This is a genomic window from Microbacterium sp. NPDC060117 (assembly GCF_042729315.1).
Taxonomy (GTDB): Bacteria; Actinomycetota; Actinomycetes; order Actinomycetales; family Microbacteriaceae; genus Microbacterium.
Genome location: NZ_JBHWXR010000001.1, coordinates 1213102 through 1230057 on the forward strand (window position 1 = coordinate 1213102; position 16956 = coordinate 1230057).

The window sequence follows — 16956 nt, forward strand, 5'->3', positions numbered from 1 at the left end:
TGATGGAACAGTGATGCAACAACCCGCGCGCGAAATTGCATCCGCGCCGTTCCAGGCGTAGTTTTGCCGCTCGTGGCAAATGACAGCCGTGAGAGCGCCGACGCCCCGCAGGTAGCCAAACGCATCCTGCTCGGCGAGCCGCTCAGCACAGAGAAGGCGAACGAGCAGCTCCTCCCGAAGCGGATGGCGCTGCCGATCTTCGCATCCGACGCGCTCTCCTCCGTGGCCTACGGTCCGCAGGAGATGCTGATGACCCTCGGCCTGGGCGGTCTGGCGTTCCTCACCTTCGCCCCCTGGGTCGCCGCGGCCGTGGTGCTGCTGCTGATCGTCATCGTGCTGAGCTACCGCAAGCTCATCCAGGCCTACCCCTCGGGCGGCGGCGACTACGAGGTCGCGTCGAAGAACCTCGGTGAGATCCCCGGCGTCGTGGTGGCTGCCGCGCTCCTCGTGGACTACATCCTGACCGTGTCCGTGTCGATCGCCTCGGGCGTGGACAACATCATCTCCGCGGTGCCGCAGCTCGACCCGTGGCGCGTGGAGCTCGCCGTCGGCTTCGTGATCCTCATCGTGATCGTGAACCTGCGCGGCGTGCGCGAGGCCTCGACGTTCTTCGCGGTCCCCACCTACATCTTCATCGGATCCGTCGGCGTCATGATCGTCACGGGTCTGGTGCGCACCTTCCTCGGCGACGCGCCGATCGCCGAGAGCTCGCAGTACGCGATGCACGGCGACCAGCTCGCGAACGCGGCGGTCATCCTGCTCGTGCTGCGCGCGTTCTCCAGCGGCTGTTCCGCGCTGACCGGCGTCGAGGCCGTCTCCAACGGCGTGCAGGCCTTCCGCATCCCGAAGATCGGCAACGCGCAGGCGACCTTGGCGATGATGGGCGGCATCGCCATCCTGCTGTTCACCGGCCTCACGGCGCTCGGCCTGATCACGCAGGTCCACTACGCGGAGGACCCGTGCCGCGACCTGGTCGGGTTCGCCTGCGGAACCCCGCAGCAGAGCCTCATGGCGCAGATCGCCTCGGCGGTGTTCGGCGGCGGATCCCTGCCGTTCTTCATCATCCAGGCGGCGACCGCCTGCGTCCTCCTGCTCGCCGCGAACACCGCGTTCAACGGCTTCCCCCTGCTCGGCGCGGTGCTCGCCCGCGACGGCTACGCCCCCAAGGCGCTGAACACGCGCGGCGACCGCCTCGTGTTCTCGAACGGCATGATCCTGCTCGGCATCGCCGCGATCGGCGTGCTGGTGCTGTTCCAGGCGAATCTGACGAACCTGATCCAGCTCTACATCATCGGCGTGTTCGTGTCGTTCTCGCTCGGCCAGGTCGGCATGGTGCGGCACTGGCGACGACTGCTCGCCGGCACCAAGGTCATGAGCGTGAAGGACGCGCAGCCGGTGCGCCGCACGGCCTACACGGGTCTGGCGATCAACTCCCTCGGTGCGTCCATGACGATCGCCGTGCTCGTGATCGTCACGGTCACCAAGTTCACGCACGGCGCATGGATGGTGTTCATCGCGATCCCGGTCCTCGCCCTGCTCATGATGGGCGTGAAGCGCTACTACCGCGACGTCGAGCACGAGATCTCGATCGACGACACGACCCACTTCGGATCCGAGGGCGACGTCGCGATCATCCTCGTCAACCGGCTGCAGAAGCCGGTGATCAAGGCGATCGACTACGCCATCGCGGCGAAGCATCAGAAGACCATCGCCCTGCACGTCGCCGCCAATCCGGAGGACGGCGTGCAGCTGCAGAAGGACTGGCAGCAGCACCGGATCCCGATCCCGCTGGTGATCGTCGAGTCGCCGTTCCGGCACTACGCGGCCCCGGTCGAGGCCTACATCAACAAGTACCGGCAGAAGCACGGTCCGGCGGTCGTCACCGTCTACCTGCCGCAGTACATCGTCGGGCACTGGTGGGAGTCGATCCTGCACAACCGCCGTGCGCGCCGCGTGGCGAACCAGCTGATGATGGTGCACGGCGTCACCATCACGCTGGTGCCCTGGCTGCTCGACTCCTCCGAGCTCATCTACGGCCGCCGCTCCCGACCGGTCCCCGGCCAGCAGCGTGCGGGCCGCCCGCTGTACGGCGAGGACACCTCCAAGCCCGCACGTCGGGTGCAGCGTCCGGCGGGCCCGCCCGAGCTGGGCTGACCCCGCCCGGCCGACCCGTTTCGAAGCGCGCACTCTGCGGGATCCGCGCCCGAGACACCGCCACGTGCGCGCTTCGAAACGGGCATCCTTGGCGGGTCCTTGGTGACGGCTTCCTAGCGTCGAAGCATGACGACGACGAGCACGGCGAGAGCGGCGACCGCGGGACGCCTGCTGAACAAGGTCCCCGAGGTCACGATCTGGTTCTGGATCATCAAGATCCTGTGCACCACGGTCGGCGAGAGCTTCGCGGACTGGATCAACCTCACGCTCGGCGTGGGCCTGAGCAACACCGCGTGGATCTTCACAGGCGTACTCGTGGTGGTCCTCGCGGTGCAGCTGAGCCTCAAGCGCTATTCGCCGTTCCCGTACTGGTTGACGGTCGTGGTCATCTCGATCACGGGCACCCTGTACACCGACATCCTGACCGACCAGCTCGGCGTGCCCCTGTGGGTGTCCTCGGCGGTGTTCTCGGTGCTGCTGGCGGTCGTGTTCGCGATCTGGTGGGCGCGTGAGCGCACACTGTCGATCCACGCGATCGACACCCGCCCGCGTGAGGGCTTCTACTGGCTCACCGTGCTCGTGACCTTCGCCCTCGGCACCGCCACGGGGGACTGGACGCTGGAGCTGACCGGCTGGAGCCCGGGCGTCGCCGTGCTGCTCCCGCTCGGACTGATCCTCGCGATCACCGCGCTGTGGCGCGGCGGCGCGAACCCGGTGCTCTCGTTCTGGCTGGCCTACATCCTCACCCGGCCGCTCGGCGCGAACATCGGCGATTTCCTCGGATCCCCGACGCAGCCCGCCAACCCGGGGGACCCCGTCGGCCTGGGTCTCGGCACCTTCGCGACCAGCATGATCTTCCTCGGCCTGATCCTGGCCACGGTGATCTATCTCGCCGTCAGCCGCCGCGACGTCGTGGAGACCTACGACGCCACGCACGCCTCCCGGGTGATCACGAGTCCGGGCCGCGAGCGCGCCGGACTGATCGGATTCGTCGTCCTCGCCGTCGTGACCGCGGCGATCCTCACCGTGGCCTCCCTCCTTCCGCACCAGACCGCCGCGGCCGCCGACGACGGGGCTTCGAACGGTCCGGTCGCGGCCCTCACTCCGCAGCAGGTCACCGCGCACCTGCCGAAGGATGCCGTCGCGAAGTACGTGACCCTCGCGCAGACCGCCGTGCAGCAGGACAAGGCCGGCGACACGGCCGGATCCCACGCGACCGTTCAGAAGATGCGCGACGCGTGGGATGCCGACCAGAGCGCACTGCAGGCGGCGGACTCCACCGCATGGACGTTCCTCGACCAGGAGATGGATGCCGTGCTTCGGGCGTACGCGATCGATCACCCCGGAGTGAAGGCGGCCGCACCCGCGGCCCAGGAGGCCGAGCTCGCCGTGCTGCTGAAGGATCTCGGCGCCTGAGCCGGAGGACGACGCCGTGCACCTTCTCGCCTCCTCCGTCCTGGCACCGACAGGACTCCTCCCCGATGCCTCCTCGATGCTGCACGCCTTCGGCCCGTGGGTGCTCGCGGGCATCGCGCTGCTGATCTTCATCGAGTCCGGCGTGCTGTTCCCGTTCCTCCCCGGCGACTCCCTGCTCGTCACGGCGGCGATCCTGGCCGGCCCACTCGGGATCCAGCCGTGGCAGGTGCTCCTTGTCGGCATCCCGGCCGCCGTGCTCGGCGACCAGGTCGGGTACGTCCTGGGCAAGCGCTTCGGTCGACGGCTGTTCCGCGACGACGCGCGTGTGCTGCGCACCAGTCGCCTGGTGGAGACGGAGCGCTTCTTCGAGCGTTATGGCCCGCTGTCCCTCGTGCTCGGACGGTTCGTCCCGATCGTGCGGACGTACGTGCCGCTGGTCGCAGGAACCGCGCGCCTGCCGTACCGCCGGTTCCTGCCCTGGAACGCGATCGGCGCGGTGGCATGGGTGTGCGGGATGACGGCGATCGGCCTGCTGCTCGGCGGGATCCCCGGCGTCGTCGACAACATCGACCTGCTCATGATCGCGATCGTCGTCGTCTCGGTCGTGCCGGTCGCGATCGGCGGGGTGCGCGGGATGCTCCGCGCCCGCCGACAGCGGGAGGGCGCGGCCCAGGCCTCGCATCAGGACCGCGTGCAGACGGCGGCCGACCCGGATCAGGCCGGCGTCCCCAGCCGGTAGCCGGATCCGCGGACCGTCTGGATGAGGTCCCGATCGGTCTTGCGGCGGAGGTAGTGCACGTAGGTCTCGACGGTGGTCAGGCTCTCGCCGCGGGCGAACACCGCCTCGAGCAGGTACTCGCGGGAGAAGGTGCGCTCGGGCTCGGAGGCGAGCACCGCCAGGAACGCCGATTCGGCCTCGGTGAGCAGGATCCGGCCGGCATACGGCGAATCGATGCTGTGGTCGTCGGGATGGAAGGTCCAACTGCCGATCGCCGTCCCCGCGACCGGTGCGGCGTAGTCGCGCGTGAGGGCGCGCAGCCGGGCGCTCAGCTCCTCGAACTCGAACGGCTTCACCAGGTAGTCGTTGGCGCCGGCATCAAGTCCCTCGACCCGGTCGCGCAGCTCGCCGAGGGCGGTCAGCATGAGGATGGGCGCGCCGACCCTGCGCCGGCGCAGCTCGCGCACCAGCTCCTCGCCGCTCATGCCGGGCAGGCGCCGGTCCACGACGATCGCGTCGAAGCCGCGCGCCAGCACGGCATCGAGCCCTTCCTCCGCCGAATCGCACAGCTGCACCGACCACCCGGCCGAGAGCACGTCTCGCATGATCGGGCCGAGGCGGGGATCGTCCTCGACGATCAGCAGCCGGCCGCTCATCGATCCGCTCCCTCGTCGGCGAACGGCACGACGAGCTCGAACACCGTGCCCCCAGGCCCGGTCCGCGCCACGCGCACCGCGCCGCCGTGGCGCTCCGCGAGCTCGGCGACGAGCGCGAGTCCGATGCCGAACCGGGTGCGCGGCCCGCTCATGCCCCCGGCCGACCCGGTGGACATGCTTCCGGCCACGGGAGATCCGTGCGCGAAGCGGTCGAACACCCGGGCCGGATCGATCCCGGTGATCCCGGATCCGCTGTCGGCCACCGCGATGCGGGCGACGGCGCGCTCCGCGACGGCCGCCACGGACACGGTGCTGTCGGCCGGCGCATGGTCGACGGCGTTGTCGATCAGCGCGACCAGGCATCGGCGCAGGTCGGCGGCGGGGAGCGCGACCTCACGGGACAGGGGCGACGTGGCGATCCGCACCCCGCGGCCTTCCGCGAGCAGCGCCAAGTCCGCGGCGGCGGCGTTCATGACCTCGGCGAGCGCACAGCTGCCGCGCTGCGGTGCCGTCCCGGTCGCTGCGGCCAGCATGTCGTCGACGATCCCCGACATGATCCCGGCGTCTTCGCGCAGCGCATCGAGGACCTCTCGACGCGGGTCGCCCGCAGGGGTGAGCAGCGCGAGCTGCTGCACACGCGCGTTGAGCACAGCCAGAGGCGTGCGCAGCTCATGACTCGCGTCGGCGACGAAGCGCTGCTGGATCCGCGCCGCCTCCTCGAGGGGGCGCACCGCCCGCCGGGCGATGAGCCACGCGGCGGCGCCGGCGCAGACGATCGCTCCGAGCCCGACCACGACCCCGCCGAGCACGAGATCCGCCGGGTCCAGGAAGATCCGCACGGAGCCCGGTTCGGGCGGCCCATTCACCTCGGCCGACCTGGTCTGCCAGAACATGTATGCGAGGGCGAGCCCCGCGCCCAGCAGCACCAGCCCGGCGCATACGGCGGCGACCTGCCAGCCGATCGCCCTGCTCGAGCGCCGAAACTCCGCCTGCGTCTCCACCGTCCCATCTTCGCGCCCGCGGCTGTCCTCGCGCTGCAGGCGGGGAGCGAGGACCCACCACCCCACCGGTTTCGGGGAGCGATGTTCGCTCGATTCCGACCCCCAGGCCGACAGACATCGCTCCCTGAAAGCGGGGATCCGATCGCCAGGTCGTGTGGGACCCGCATGGGTTCCCGGCGCGCGGCGTGAGCAAACCGTGAGGAAGCCCCGCCCGCGGCGAGGGAGCCGGTTCGATCGGATCCGTGCTCGACATCATCTACGTCGCGGGAACGCTCGCGCTTTTCGCCCTGGTCGCGCTGATCGCGAAGGGGGTGGAGAAGCTGTGATCGTCATCGAGATCGTGGCCGCCGCCCTCGCGATCGCCGCGATCGGCTACCTCGTGGTCGCCCTCGTCGCCCCGGAGAAGTTCTGATGGGCGCGGCAGGCATCTGGCTCGGCGTGCTCCAGGCCGCCACCCTCATCGCCGTCCTCGTGCTGTTGTACCGCCCTCTCGGCGACTACATGGCCCGGGTCTACACCGGCTCCCGTCATCTGCGCGTGGAGCGCGGCATCTACCGCCTGATCGGCGTGGACGCGTCCTCCGAGCAGACCTGGCGGGCCTACGCACGCAGCGTCCTCGCGTTCTCCGTCGTCGGCATGCTGCTGCTGTACCTGCTCCAGCGCGTGCAGCAGCTCCTGCCGCTCTCGCTCGGCCTGCCCGCCGTGCCGGAGGGGCTGGCGTTCAACACCGCCGCCTCGTTCGTCGCCAACACCAACTGGCAGTCCTACTCCCCCGAGCAGACCATGGGCCACCTGGTGCAGCTCGCGGGCCTCGCCGTGCAGAACTTCACCTCGGCCGCAGTCGGGATCGCGATCGCGATCGCCCTCGTCCGCGGCTTCGCCCGCCGCGGCAGCGCCACGATCGGCAACTTCTGGGTCGATCTCATCCGCGGCCTGATCCGGCTGCTGCTGCCCCTCGCCGTGCTCTCGGCCCTTGCGCTCATCCTGGGCGGCGTGGCTCAGAACCTCTCCGGGTTCACCGACGTGCACACGATCGCGGGTGCCGCGCAGTCGATCCCCGGCGGGCCCGTCGCGTCGCAGGAGGCCATCAAGCTCCTCGGCACGAACGGCGGCGGCTTCTACAACGCGAACTCCGCGCACCCCTTCGAGAACCCGACCCCGTGGACGAACCTGCTCGAGATCCTCCTGATCCTCGCGATCCCGTTCGCACTGCCCCGCACATTCGGCCGGATCGTCGGCGACCACCGCCAGGGCTACGCGATCGCCGCGGTCATGGGCACGATCTTCCTGGTCTCGCTGTTCGCGCTCAGTGCCCTCGAGATCGGCGGCGGGGGCACCGCCACGCAGGCTGCGGGAGCAGCGATGGAGGGCAAGGAGCAGCGCTTCGGGATCCTCGGATCGGCCCTGTTCGGCACCGCGTCCACCCTCACCTCCACCGGCGCCGTGAACGCCATGCACGATTCGTTCACGCCGCTCGGCGGGATGATGCCGATGATCAACATGATGCTCGGCGAGGTCGCCCCCGGCGGCGTCGGATCCGGGCTGTACGGCATGCTCATCCTCGCGGTGATCGCCGTGTTCGTCGGCGGCCTGCTCGTCGGCCGCACCCCGGAATACCTGGGCAAGCGCCTCGGCCCGCGTGAGATCAAGCTCGCCAGCCTCTACATCCTGGTCACGCCGACCCTCGTGCTCGCCGGTACCGCGCTCAGCTTCGCGATCCCGCCGATCCGTGCCGACGTGGAGAAGACGTCGATCCTCAACCCAGGCCCGCACGGGCTCAGCGAGGTGCTCTACGCCTTCACCTCGGCGGCGAACAACAACGGATCCGCCTTCGCCGGCCTCACCGCGAACACGCCCTGGCTGAACACGGCGCTCGGCGTCGCGATGCTGCTCGGACGGTTCATCCCGATCATGTTCGTGCTCGCGCTGGCCGGATCCCTGGCCCAGCAGCAGCACGTGCCGGAGACGGCGGGCACCCTGCCCACCCATCGCCCGCAGTTCGTGGGGCTCCTCATCGCGGTCTCCGTCGTGGTCACCGCCCTCACCTACTTCCCCGTGCTCACGCTCGGGCCGCTCGCAGAAGGACTCGTCCGATGACCGTCGTCGACACTCCGCTCACCCACCCCGCTCCCGAACCCGCATCAGGCAACGGATCACCGAAGCGCCCGCAGCGCGCCTTCGGCTGGAGCCAGCTCGTCCAGGCACTGCCCGGAGCCCTGCGTCGGCTGAACCCCGCCCGGCTGCTGCGCAACCCCGTGATCCTGCTCGTCTGGGCCGGGGCCGCGGTCACGACCGTGCTCGCGATCGCCGAGCCGTTCCTGGGATCCGGGGCCGCCGAGTCCGGCGGAACCCCGGTGCCGAACGGGTTCACCTGGTCGATCGCGGTGTGGCTCTGGCTCACCGTGCTGTTCGCGAACCTCGCCGAGTCGGTCGCAGAGGGGCGCGGCAAGGCGCAGGCGGCGACGTTGCGCAAGACCCGTACGAGCACGATGGCCCGCCGCGTGACCGGCTACGACGCGGCGGTGGATCCGTCCGCCGAACGCGCCGCGACCGAGGAGGTCTCCTCGTCCGACCTGCGCCGGGACGACGTCGTGGTCGTGGTCGCGGGTGAGTCGATCCCCGGAGACGGCGACATCGTCGCGGGCATCGCGACCGTCGACGAGTCCGCCATCACTGGGGAGAGCGCCCCGGTGGTGCGCGAGTCGGGCGGCGACCGCAGCGCGGTCACGGGCGGCACCCGGGTGCTGTCGGACCGGATCGTGGTGCGGATCACGTCCAAGCCCGGCGAGACGTTCGTCGACCGCATGATCGCCCTCGTCGAAGGGGCGGACCGCCAGCGCACGCCCAACGAGATCGCGCTGAACATCCTGCTCTCGAGTCTGTCGATCGTGTTCCTCGTGGTCGTGCTGGCCCTCAACCCCATCGCGTCCTACTCGGCGTCACCGGTGAGCATCCCCGTGCTGATCGCCCTGCTCGTCTGCCTCATCCCGACCACGATCGGCGCCCTGCTGAGCGCGATCGGCATCGCCGGTATGGACCGGCTCGTGCAGCGCAACGTGCTCGCGATGTCGGGCCGCGCGGTCGAAGCCGCCGGCGACGTCACGACGCTGCTGCTCGACAAGACCGGCACCATCACCTACGGCAACCGCCGCGCCACCGACGTGCGACCGGTCGGCGGGGTCTCCGCCGAGGAGCTGCTGCAGGCCGCCGCGCTGTCCTCGCTCGCCGATCCGACGCCCGAGGGAGCCTCGATCGTCGAGCTCGCCGCCGCCCGCGGCATCGCCGTCGCCACCCCCGAGGGAGCGGAGACCGTGCCCTTCACCGCCCAGACCCGCATGAGCGGCGTCGACCTCGCCGACGGATCCCGGATCCGCAAGGGTGCGGGCTCGGCGATCCGCGCCTGGATCGAGGCGGAGGGCTCCGGCGACGCCGCGGCCGCCGCTCAGGCCGCGGGAATCGCCGACGAGATCGCCGCCTCCGGCGGCACCCCCCTCGTGGTGGCCGTCGCGTCGCCGTCATCCGACACCAGGATCCTCGGCGTCGTGCATCTCAAGGACGTGGTCAAGGAGGGACTGGCCGAGCGCTTCGGCGAGCTGCGCAGCATGGGCATCCGCACCGTGATGATCACGGGCGACAACCCGCTCACGGCGAAGGCGATCGCCGCCGAGGCCGGTGTCGACGACTACCTCGCAGAGGCCACCCCGGAGGACAAGCTCGCCCTCATCCGCCGCGAGCAGGAGGGCGGCCGCCTCGTCGCGATGACCGGAGACGGCACGAACGACGCCCCCGCGCTCGCTCAGGCCGACGTCGGCGTCGCGATGAACACCGGCACCTCGGCGGCCAAGGAGGCCGGGAACATGGTCGACCTCGACTCGGATCCGACCAAGCTCATCGACATCGTGCGCATCGGCAAGCAGCTGCTCATCACCCGCGGGGCACTCACCACGTTCTCGCTCGCGAACGACATCGCCAAGTACTTCGCCATCATCCCGGCGATGTTCATGGGTGCGTTCCCGGGGCTCGCGGCGCTCAACATCATGCAGTTGCACTCGCCGGCGTCCGCGGTGACGAGCGCGATCGTCTTCAACGCGATCGTGATCGTCTTCCTCATCCCGCTCGCCCTGCGCGGCGTCAGGTACAAGCCGGCCAGCGCCTCGCAGATCCTGCAGCGCAACCTGCTCGTCTACGGCGTCGGCGGCGTGATCCTCCCGTTCGTCGGCATCAAGCTCATCGACCTCGTCGTCGCCCTCATCCCCGGCTTCTGACCCTCAAAGGAACGCACACCATGTCGAACCTCCGCGGCACCGTCCGCCTCACCGGCGTCGCCGTCCGCGCGATGCTCGTGCTCACCCTCGTCCTCGGGGTCGGGTACACCCTCGCGATCACCGGCATCGGCCAGCTCGCGCTGCCCTGGCAGTCGAACGGATCCCTCGTCGACGCGAAGGGGAATCCCACCGGCGGCTGGGCCGGCGGCGAAGCCGCAGCCGGCAGCGCGCTGATCGGGCAGTCCTTCACCGATGCGAAGGGCGATGCGCTGCCGCAGTACTTCCAGCCCCGTCCGTCCGCCGCGGGCAAGGGCGGCTACGACCCCACGGCGTCGGGCGGCAGCAACCTCGGACCGAACAACCCCGACCTGGTGAAGGCGATCAGCGAGCGCCGTGCGGCCATCGCCGACCGTGAGCACGTCGCCGAGTCCGCGATCCCCGCCGACGCCGTCACCGCCTCGGCGTCGGGTCTGGATCCGCAGATCAGCCCGGCCTACGCGCTGCTGCAGGTGAACCGGGTCGCCGAGGCGCGCGGGCTTTCCGCCTCCGCCGTGCGCTCGCTGGTGGAGTCTAGGATTCAAACGCGCGATGCGGGCTTCCTCGGCGAAGAGCGGGTGAACGTGCTCGCGCTGAACCAGGCCCTCGACGCCCTGCCGCGGTGACACGCGGCGACGAGAGGGCACGTGCAGTGAGCGAGGCGATGATGGGCGCGAGGCGCGAGGGCGGATCCGGCTCCCGCGGGCGCCTGCGCGTGCTCCTGGGCGCGGCGCCCGGCGTGGGCAAGACCTACGAGATGCTCGGCGAGGGCCGACGCCTCGCCGAGGCCGGGCGCGACGTGGTGATCGGGATCGTGGAGACGCACGGCCGCGAGGCGACGCTCGCGCAGACCCGCGGCATCGAGGAGGTGCCGCGCCGAGCGGTGTCGCACCGCGGGGTGCAGCTCGACGAGCTCGACGTCGACGCGGTGCTCGCCCGCCGGCCCGCACTCGCGCTCATCGACGAGATGGCGCACACCAACGCGCCCGGATCCCGCAACGGCAAGCGCTGGCAGGACGTGCAGGAGCTGCTGGACGCCGGCATCGACGTGATCACCACCGTGAACGTGCAGCACATCGAATCGCTCAACGCCGTGGTCGAGAAGATCACGGGCGTCGTGCAGCAGGAGACCGTGCCGGACGCGGTGATCCGCGACGCGGACGAGGTGGAGGTCGTCGACCTCGCCCCGCAGACCCTGCGCGACCGGCTGTCCGCAGGCCAGGTGTATCCGGCCGAGCGCATCGACGCGGCGCTGTCGAACTACTTCCGCCTGGGCAACCTCACGGCGCTGCGCGAGCTGGCGCTGCTGTGGCTGGCCGACGAGGTGGACAGCGCTCTGCGCAGCTACCGCACCCAGCACGGCATCGACAGCGCCTGGCAGGCCCGCGAGCGCGTGGTCGTCGCCCTCACCGGCGGCCCCGAGGGCGAGACCCTGCTGCGCCGGGGCGCGAGGATCGCGGCGCGCTCGGCCGGCGGAGAGCTGCTCGCGGTGCACGTCACCACGCAGGACGGCCTGCGCGGCGATCGCCCCGGTGCCCTCAGCGCCCAGCGCGGTCTCGTGGAGTCGCTCGGCGGCAGCTATCACCAGCTCGTGGGCGACGACGTGCCGGGCACCCTGGTCGAGTTCGCGCAGTCGGTCGACGCGAGCCAGCTCGTGATCGGCGTGAGCCGGCGCTCGCGCCTCTCCGCGGCCCTCACGGGGCCCGGCATCGGCGCGGAGATCATCCGCCGTTCCGGTGACATCGACGTGCACATCGTGACCCACGCCGCGGCCGGACGTCGGGGACCGCTCCCGTCGATCAGCGGCGGGGCGCTGGGATGGCGCCGCCAGCTCATCGGCTTCGCCGTGGCACTGGTCGGCGGACCGCTGTTGTCCTGGCTGCTGTTCGCGCTCAAAGCACCCGGATCCATCACCACCGACGTGCTCAGCTACCAGCTCCTGGTCGTCGTGGTGGCCCTCATCGGCGGGCTGCGCCCCGCGCTGTTCGCGGCCGTGCTGAGCGGATTCACGCTGGACTTCCTCTTCGTCGAACCGCTTTTCACGGTCACGATCGCGGATCCGCTGCACGCCCTCGCGCTCGCCCTCTACGTCGTGATCGCGGTGCTCGTGAGCATCGTCGTGGACCAGGCGGCTCGACGCGCCCGCGCCGCTCAGCGTGCGGCCGGTGAGGCCGAGCTGCTCGCGGCCGTCGCCGGCAACGTGCTGCGCGGGGACAGCGCCCCCACCGCCCTCGTCGCGCGGGCGCGCGAGGCGTTCGGGCTGAGCGGCATCCGGCTGCTCTCCCCCGACGGTGCGGTGATCGCCGCGGACGGAGAGCCGCTCGGCGGAAATGTCGCCGGAGGGGATCCGGACCACGCCGCGGACGACGCAGACGACGTGGCGCACCCTTCGGTCGACCGCGAGACCGAACCTCGGTCCCGAGACCGAGGTGCGGATCGTCGGTCTCGCAACGGAGGTTCGGTCTCGCGGTCATCCGGCGCGCCGGCCGGCGGCGGCCGACAGGATCCGCAGGTCGAGACCGTGCCCGTCGGCATCGGCGCGGACGGACAGCCGCGCGCGGTCCTCGAGCTGCACGGGGCGGATCTCGACGCCGCGGGCCGCCGCCTGCTCGACGCGATCGTGGCGCAGCTCGCCGCCGCGATCGAGCACACCGATCTGCGCGAGACGGCGAGCCACGCCGCGGTCCTCGCCGAGACGGATCAGGTGCGCAGCGCCCTGCTCTCCGCCCTCAGCCACGACCTGCGTCGGCCTCTCGCCGCCGCCGTCGCCGCCGTCGGCGGGCTCCGCAGCGCGCACCGCCTCTCGGCGGAGGACCGCGCCGAGCTCGTCGAGACCGCCGATGAGAGCCTCGCCACGCTGTCGCGCCTGGTCACGGATCTGCTCGATGTCAGCCGTGTGCAGGCCGGGGTGCTGGCGGTGTCGCTGGGCCGGGTGGACGCCGCAGGCGGCGTGGTCTCCGCGCTCGACGAGCTGTCGCTCGGGCCCGCGGACGTCGAGCTCGCCCTGGATCCGGCGCTGCCCGGCCTCCGCGCGGATCCGGTGCTGCTGCAGCGCGTGCTCGTGAACCTGCTCACCAACGCGGTGCGCCACTCCCCGGCCGGCGAGCGCGTGATCGTGTCGACGAGCCGGCTCGGCGAGCGCGCCGAGATCCGGGTCGCGGACCGCGGCGAGGGCATCCCCGAGGATCAGCGCGAGAGCGCGTTCCTGCCCTTCCAGCGGCACGGCGACACCGACAACACGACCGGCCTCGGTCTGGGTCTCGCCCTGTCCCGGGGTTTCGCCGAGGGCATGGGCGGTACGCTGACGGCCGAGGACACCCCCGGCGGCGGTCTCACGATGGTGGTGTCGCTGCCGCTCGCCGAAGCCCCCGCCGGTTTCGAGGAGCAGAGTCTGCTCGGTTTCGACGCCGGAACGGACGAATATCGCTCCTCGAACACTGACAGCGCCAGCCCCGCGACGGACGGAGACCCGCGATGAAACTGCTCGTGGCCGACGACGACCCGCAGCTCGTGCGCGCCCTGCGGATCACGCTCGCCGCGCACGGCTACGACGTGATCGCCGCTGGAGACGGCGCCGCCGCGATCGCGATGGCCGCCCAGGCCCACCCCGACATCGTGCTGCTCGATCTCGGGATGCCGAAGCTCGACGGGATCGCGGTGATCGAGGCGCTGCGCGGCTGGAGCGACGTGCCGATCCTGGTCGTGTCGGGACGGACCGGATCCGCCGACAAGGTCGAGGCGCTCGACGCGGGCGCCGACGACTACGTGACCAAGCCGTTCCAGATCGACGAGCTGCTCGCGCGACTGCGCGCCCTCGCCCGCCGCCGCGGCGGAGCACCGGCCGAGTCGTCGGTGGCGTTCGGCGAGGTCGAGGTGGATCTGGCGGCAAAGGCCGTGACGCGCGGCGGATCCCGCGTGCACCTCACGCCGACGGAGTGGCAGATCCTGGAGCATCTGGCCCGCCACCCCGGCGCGCTCGTCACCCGGCAGGAGCTGCTGCGCGAGATCTGGGGCACCGAGCAGATCACCGACACCGGATATCTGCGGCTGTACCTGTCACAGCTGCGCAAGAAGCTCGAGCGCACCCCCAGCGCGCCGGAACACCTGCTCACCGAGCAGGGCATGGGCTACCGCCTGGTGCTGGACCCGGCCTGATCCGCGCGCACTGACAAGCGACCGAGCCCGGCAGTCTGAGATCCCAGACAGCCTCCTTCGGAGAGCCGTTGGTATCGCTCTCGTCGAGTGCCAGCATGAGGCAACGGCGGTCGAAGACGCCCGCCACCGGCCTTTGGGAGCCCCATGTCCACCAATCACACCCCGTCCTTCGGACGACAGCTGGTGCGTCGCAAGCCGATCATCTTTCAGCGCCGGCACCATCAGGGCGAGGAGCTGTCCCGCAATCTGGGCACGTTCCAGCTGACGATGTTCGGGGTCGGCGCCACCGTCGGCACCGGTGTCTTCTTCGTCCTCAGCAGCGCGGTCCCCCTGGCGGGACCGGCGGTCATCCTCTCCTTCCTGCTCGCGGCGATCGCCGCCGGGTTGTCAGCGCTGTGCTATGCCGAGCTCGCCTCGGCGATCCCGGTCAGCGGATCGAGCTACTCGTACACGTATCACGCGCTGGGCGAGGGGGCGGCGGTCCTGGTCGGCGGCGCGGTGCTGCTCGAGTACGGCCTCGCCGTCTCGGCCGTCGCGGTCGGCTGGAGCGGCTACTTCAACGAGCTGCTGCTCCAGCTGTTCCATTTCGAGCTGCCGACGGCGCTGTCACTGACGTTCATCCCGAACCCCGACGGATCCCCGAACGGCGGGTTCATCAACCTGCCCGCCGTGGTACTGATCGGCCTGTGCATGCTGCTGCTGATCCGGGGCGCGTCGGAGTCCGCGACGGTGAACGCGATCATGGTGTGCATCAAGCTCGGCGTGCTGCTGCTGTTCGTGGTCCTCGCGTTCACCGCGTTCAACTCCGACCACTTCGCGAACTTCTTCGGGCAGGCGTCCGGGATCAGCGGCGCGGCGGGTGTGATCTTCTTCTCCTACATCGGACTCGACGCGGTCGCCACCGCGTCCGAGGAGGTGCGCAACCCGCAGAAGGCGATCCCCCGCGCGATCATCGGCGCGCTGCTGATCGTCACCGTGATCTACGTCCTGGTTTCCGTCGCGGGCCTCGCCGCCGAGCCCGCCGGCTGGTTCGCGACGAAGGAGGCCGGCGAGGCCGGCCTGGCGAAGATCCTGCTGAACGTGACCGGGAACCCGATCTGGCCGATCATCCTGTCCGCGGGTGCGGTGATCTCCGTGTTCTCGGTGACGCTGGTCACCCTCTACGGCCAGACCCGCATCCTGTTCTCCATCTCCCGCGACGGCATGGTCTCGAAGAAGTTCGAGCGCGTCAGCCCGCGGTTCGGCACCCCGGTCTTCAACACCCTCACGGTGTCGATCATCGTCGCCCTCGTCGCCGGGTTCGTGCCGGCGGACTACCTGTGGGACAGCGTCTCCTTCGGCACGCTGGTCGCGTTCAGCATCGTCGCGATCTCCCTGATGGTCCTGCGCCGCACCCACCCCGAGATCGAACGGCCGTACAAGGTCCCGTTCGGCCCGTGGGTCGTGCCGATCCTCACCGTCCTGGTGTGCGTGTACGTGCTGACCCAGCTGCAGCCCATCACCTGGATCATCTGCGTGAGCTGGCTCGTGATCGTGTTCCTGTTCTATGTGCTCTACGGGCGCCGCAAGGCCACACTGAACACCTACACCTCCGACGAGGAGATCTCCGAACCCATCCACCCCGAACTCGAGGATCAGAGCAAGTGACCTACCTCGTCGGCTACGGCCCCCACAACAACGACCGCTCCGCCATCGAACTCGCCTGCCAGTTCGCACGCTCCGAGCCACAGCCGGTCCGCGCCGTGTCCGTCGTCCCCCAGGGATGGCGCACCCCGCTCGCCGGCGGCACGGACCGGGAGTTCGAGGACTGGGCGGCGAGCGAGGGCGAGATCACCGCCGAGGAGGCGCGCGCCGACCTCGCCCAGCACCCCGGCGTCGACGGCACCGCGGTCTGGGTGAGCGGGCGCTCCGTGCCGCAGGCCCTCGTCGAACAGGCGACGGAACACGAGGCGCGGATGCTCGTCGTCGGCTCGAGCGGCGACGCCGAGCCCGGCCGCATCAGGCTCAGCTCGAAGACCGACCGGCTCGTGCACTCGTCGCCGATCCCCGTGGCCATCGCGCCGCGGGGCTACCGCACCGACAGCGGCGTGAACCGCGTCACAGTCGCGTTCCGCGACGACGACGCGAGCTGGTCGCTGCTCACCGGCGTCGCCGAGATCTGTCGGCGCACAGGGGCGCGGCTGCGCGTGGTGACCTTCGTCGTCGCTCCGCCCCGCCGTCCCGTGACGTCCCGGATGGGCCACGCCGAGACCCAGGTGATCGATCTGTGGCGGATGCAGGCGGGCAACGCTCAGCACGATGCGGAGGAGTTCCTGCGCTCGCAGGGCTTCGACGACGACACGCTCACGTTCACGATCGCCGAGGGATCCGATTGGGCCCGCGCGATCCGCCGGCTCGACTGGGAGGAGGGCGACATCCTCGCCATCGGCTCCTCGTCGACGCATCCGATCGCCCGCGTGTTCCTGGGATCCAGTGCGGCCAAGATCATCCGCTATGCGCCGGTCCCCGTCGTCGCCGTGCCCGGTGCGGCGACGACCGAGTGAGCCGGATCCGCC

The 16956-nt window shown here is 70.6% G+C and carries 13 protein-coding genes; 11 read left to right on the forward strand and 2 right to left on the reverse strand.

The annotated features are described in order from the left end of the window. The first annotated feature begins 72 nt into the window (after positions 1-72). The 3 genes from ACFWCK_RS05445 (at position 73) to ACFWCK_RS05455 (ending at position 4309) form a co-directional block, all read left to right on the forward strand. Positions 73-2154 carry an APC family permease gene (locus ACFWCK_RS05445; RefSeq protein ID WP_374107830.1) on the forward strand — a complete coding sequence of 694 codons (2082 nt, stop codon included), beginning with the start codon at positions 73-75 and terminating at the stop codon, positions 2152-2154. A 126-nt stretch (positions 2155-2280) separates the two neighbouring features. After that, entirely contained in the window at positions 2281-3570 is a 1290-nt protein-coding gene (locus ACFWCK_RS05450) for a hypothetical protein (RefSeq protein WP_378804911.1), read from the forward strand. A gap of 16 nt (positions 3571-3586) precedes the next feature. Continuing rightward, positions 3587-4309: a DedA family protein gene (locus ACFWCK_RS05455; RefSeq protein WP_378804912.1), complete on the forward strand. Its 723-nt coding sequence runs from the start codon at positions 3587-3589 to the stop codon at positions 4307-4309. On the opposite strand, the gene ACFWCK_RS05460 is transcribed toward ACFWCK_RS05455, so the two are convergent. Next, complete coding sequence (locus ACFWCK_RS05460) at positions 4285-4944, reverse strand: response regulator transcription factor (protein WP_233311591.1); 660 nt, start codon at positions 4942-4944, stop codon at positions 4285-4287. The genes ACFWCK_RS05455 and ACFWCK_RS05460 overlap by 25 nt on opposite strands. Then, entirely contained in the window at positions 4941-5945 is a 1005-nt protein-coding gene (locus ACFWCK_RS05465) for a sensor histidine kinase (RefSeq protein WP_378804913.1), read from the reverse strand. The genes ACFWCK_RS05460 and ACFWCK_RS05465 overlap by 4 nt, the downstream gene beginning before the upstream one ends. 322 nt (positions 5946-6267) lie before the next feature. On the opposite strand from ACFWCK_RS05465, the gene ACFWCK_RS05470 reads away from it, so the two are divergent. From ACFWCK_RS05470 to ACFWCK_RS05505, 8 genes are all read left to right on the forward strand, one after another. Further along, a complete protein-coding gene (locus ACFWCK_RS05470) occupies positions 6268-6357 on the forward strand; it encodes a potassium-transporting ATPase subunit F (protein WP_233311593.1) in 90 nt (29 codons plus the stop codon). Continuing rightward, positions 6357-8042 carry a potassium-transporting ATPase subunit KdpA gene (gene kdpA, locus ACFWCK_RS05475; protein WP_378804914.1) on the forward strand — a complete coding sequence of 562 codons (1686 nt, stop codon included), beginning with the start codon at positions 6357-6359 and terminating at the stop codon, positions 8040-8042. Before ACFWCK_RS05470 ends, kdpA begins: the two co-directional genes overlap by 1 nt. After that, entirely contained in the window at positions 8039-10210 is a 2172-nt protein-coding gene (gene kdpB / locus ACFWCK_RS05480) for a potassium-transporting ATPase subunit KdpB (protein ID WP_378804915.1), read from the forward strand. The genes kdpA and kdpB overlap by 4 nt, the downstream gene beginning before the upstream one ends. 20 nt (positions 10211-10230) lie before the next feature. Beyond that, positions 10231-10872: a potassium-transporting ATPase subunit KdpC gene (gene kdpC, locus ACFWCK_RS05485; protein WP_378804916.1), complete on the forward strand. Its 642-nt coding sequence runs from the start codon at positions 10231-10233 to the stop codon at positions 10870-10872. 41 nt (positions 10873-10913) lie between these two features. After that, positions 10914-13724 (forward strand): ATP-binding protein, encoded by a 2811-nt coding sequence (locus ACFWCK_RS05490; RefSeq protein ID WP_378805040.1) that lies wholly within the window; start codon positions 10914-10916, stop codon positions 13722-13724. Next, positions 13721-14401, forward strand: coding sequence for a response regulator (locus tag ACFWCK_RS05495; protein ID WP_378804917.1), 681 nt, complete (start codon positions 13721-13723; stop codon positions 14399-14401). The genes ACFWCK_RS05490 and ACFWCK_RS05495 overlap by 4 nt, the downstream gene beginning before the upstream one ends. Before the next feature lie 144 nt (positions 14402-14545). Next, complete coding sequence (locus ACFWCK_RS05500) at positions 14546-16048, forward strand: APC family permease (protein WP_378804918.1); 1503 nt, start codon at positions 14546-14548, stop codon at positions 16046-16048. Next, on the forward strand, positions 16045-16944 hold the full coding sequence (locus ACFWCK_RS05505) for a universal stress protein (RefSeq protein WP_233311599.1): 900 nt from the start codon (positions 16045-16047) through the stop codon (positions 16942-16944). Before ACFWCK_RS05500 ends, ACFWCK_RS05505 begins: the two co-directional genes overlap by 4 nt. Positions 16945-16956 lie beyond the last annotated feature (12 nt).

Coding starts and splice junctions, on each gene's coding strand:
- kdpC (WP_378804916.1), top strand. CDS start 10,231: ATGTCGAACCTCCGCGGCACCGTCCGCCTCACCGGCGTCGCCGTCCGC.
- ACFWCK_RS05490 (WP_378805040.1), top strand. CDS start 10,914: ATGGGCGCGAGGCGCGAGGGCGGATCCGGCTCCCGCGGGCGCCTGCGC.
- kdpA (WP_378804914.1), top strand. CDS start 6,357: ATGGGCGCGGCAGGCATCTGGCTCGGCGTGCTCCAGGCCGCCACCCTC.
- ACFWCK_RS05500 (WP_378804918.1), top strand. CDS start 14,546: ATGTCCACCAATCACACCCCGTCCTTCGGACGACAGCTGGTGCGTCGC.
- kdpB (WP_378804915.1), top strand. CDS start 8,039: ATGACCGTCGTCGACACTCCGCTCACCCACCCCGCTCCCGAACCCGCA.
- ACFWCK_RS05460 (WP_233311591.1), bottom strand. CDS start 4,944: ATGAGCGGCCGGCTGCTGATCGTCGAGGACGATCCCCGCCTCGGCCCG.
- ACFWCK_RS05495 (WP_378804917.1), top strand. CDS start 13,721: ATGAAACTGCTCGTGGCCGACGACGACCCGCAGCTCGTGCGCGCCCTG.
- ACFWCK_RS05450 (WP_378804911.1), top strand. CDS start 2,281: ATGACGACGACGAGCACGGCGAGAGCGGCGACCGCGGGACGCCTGCTG.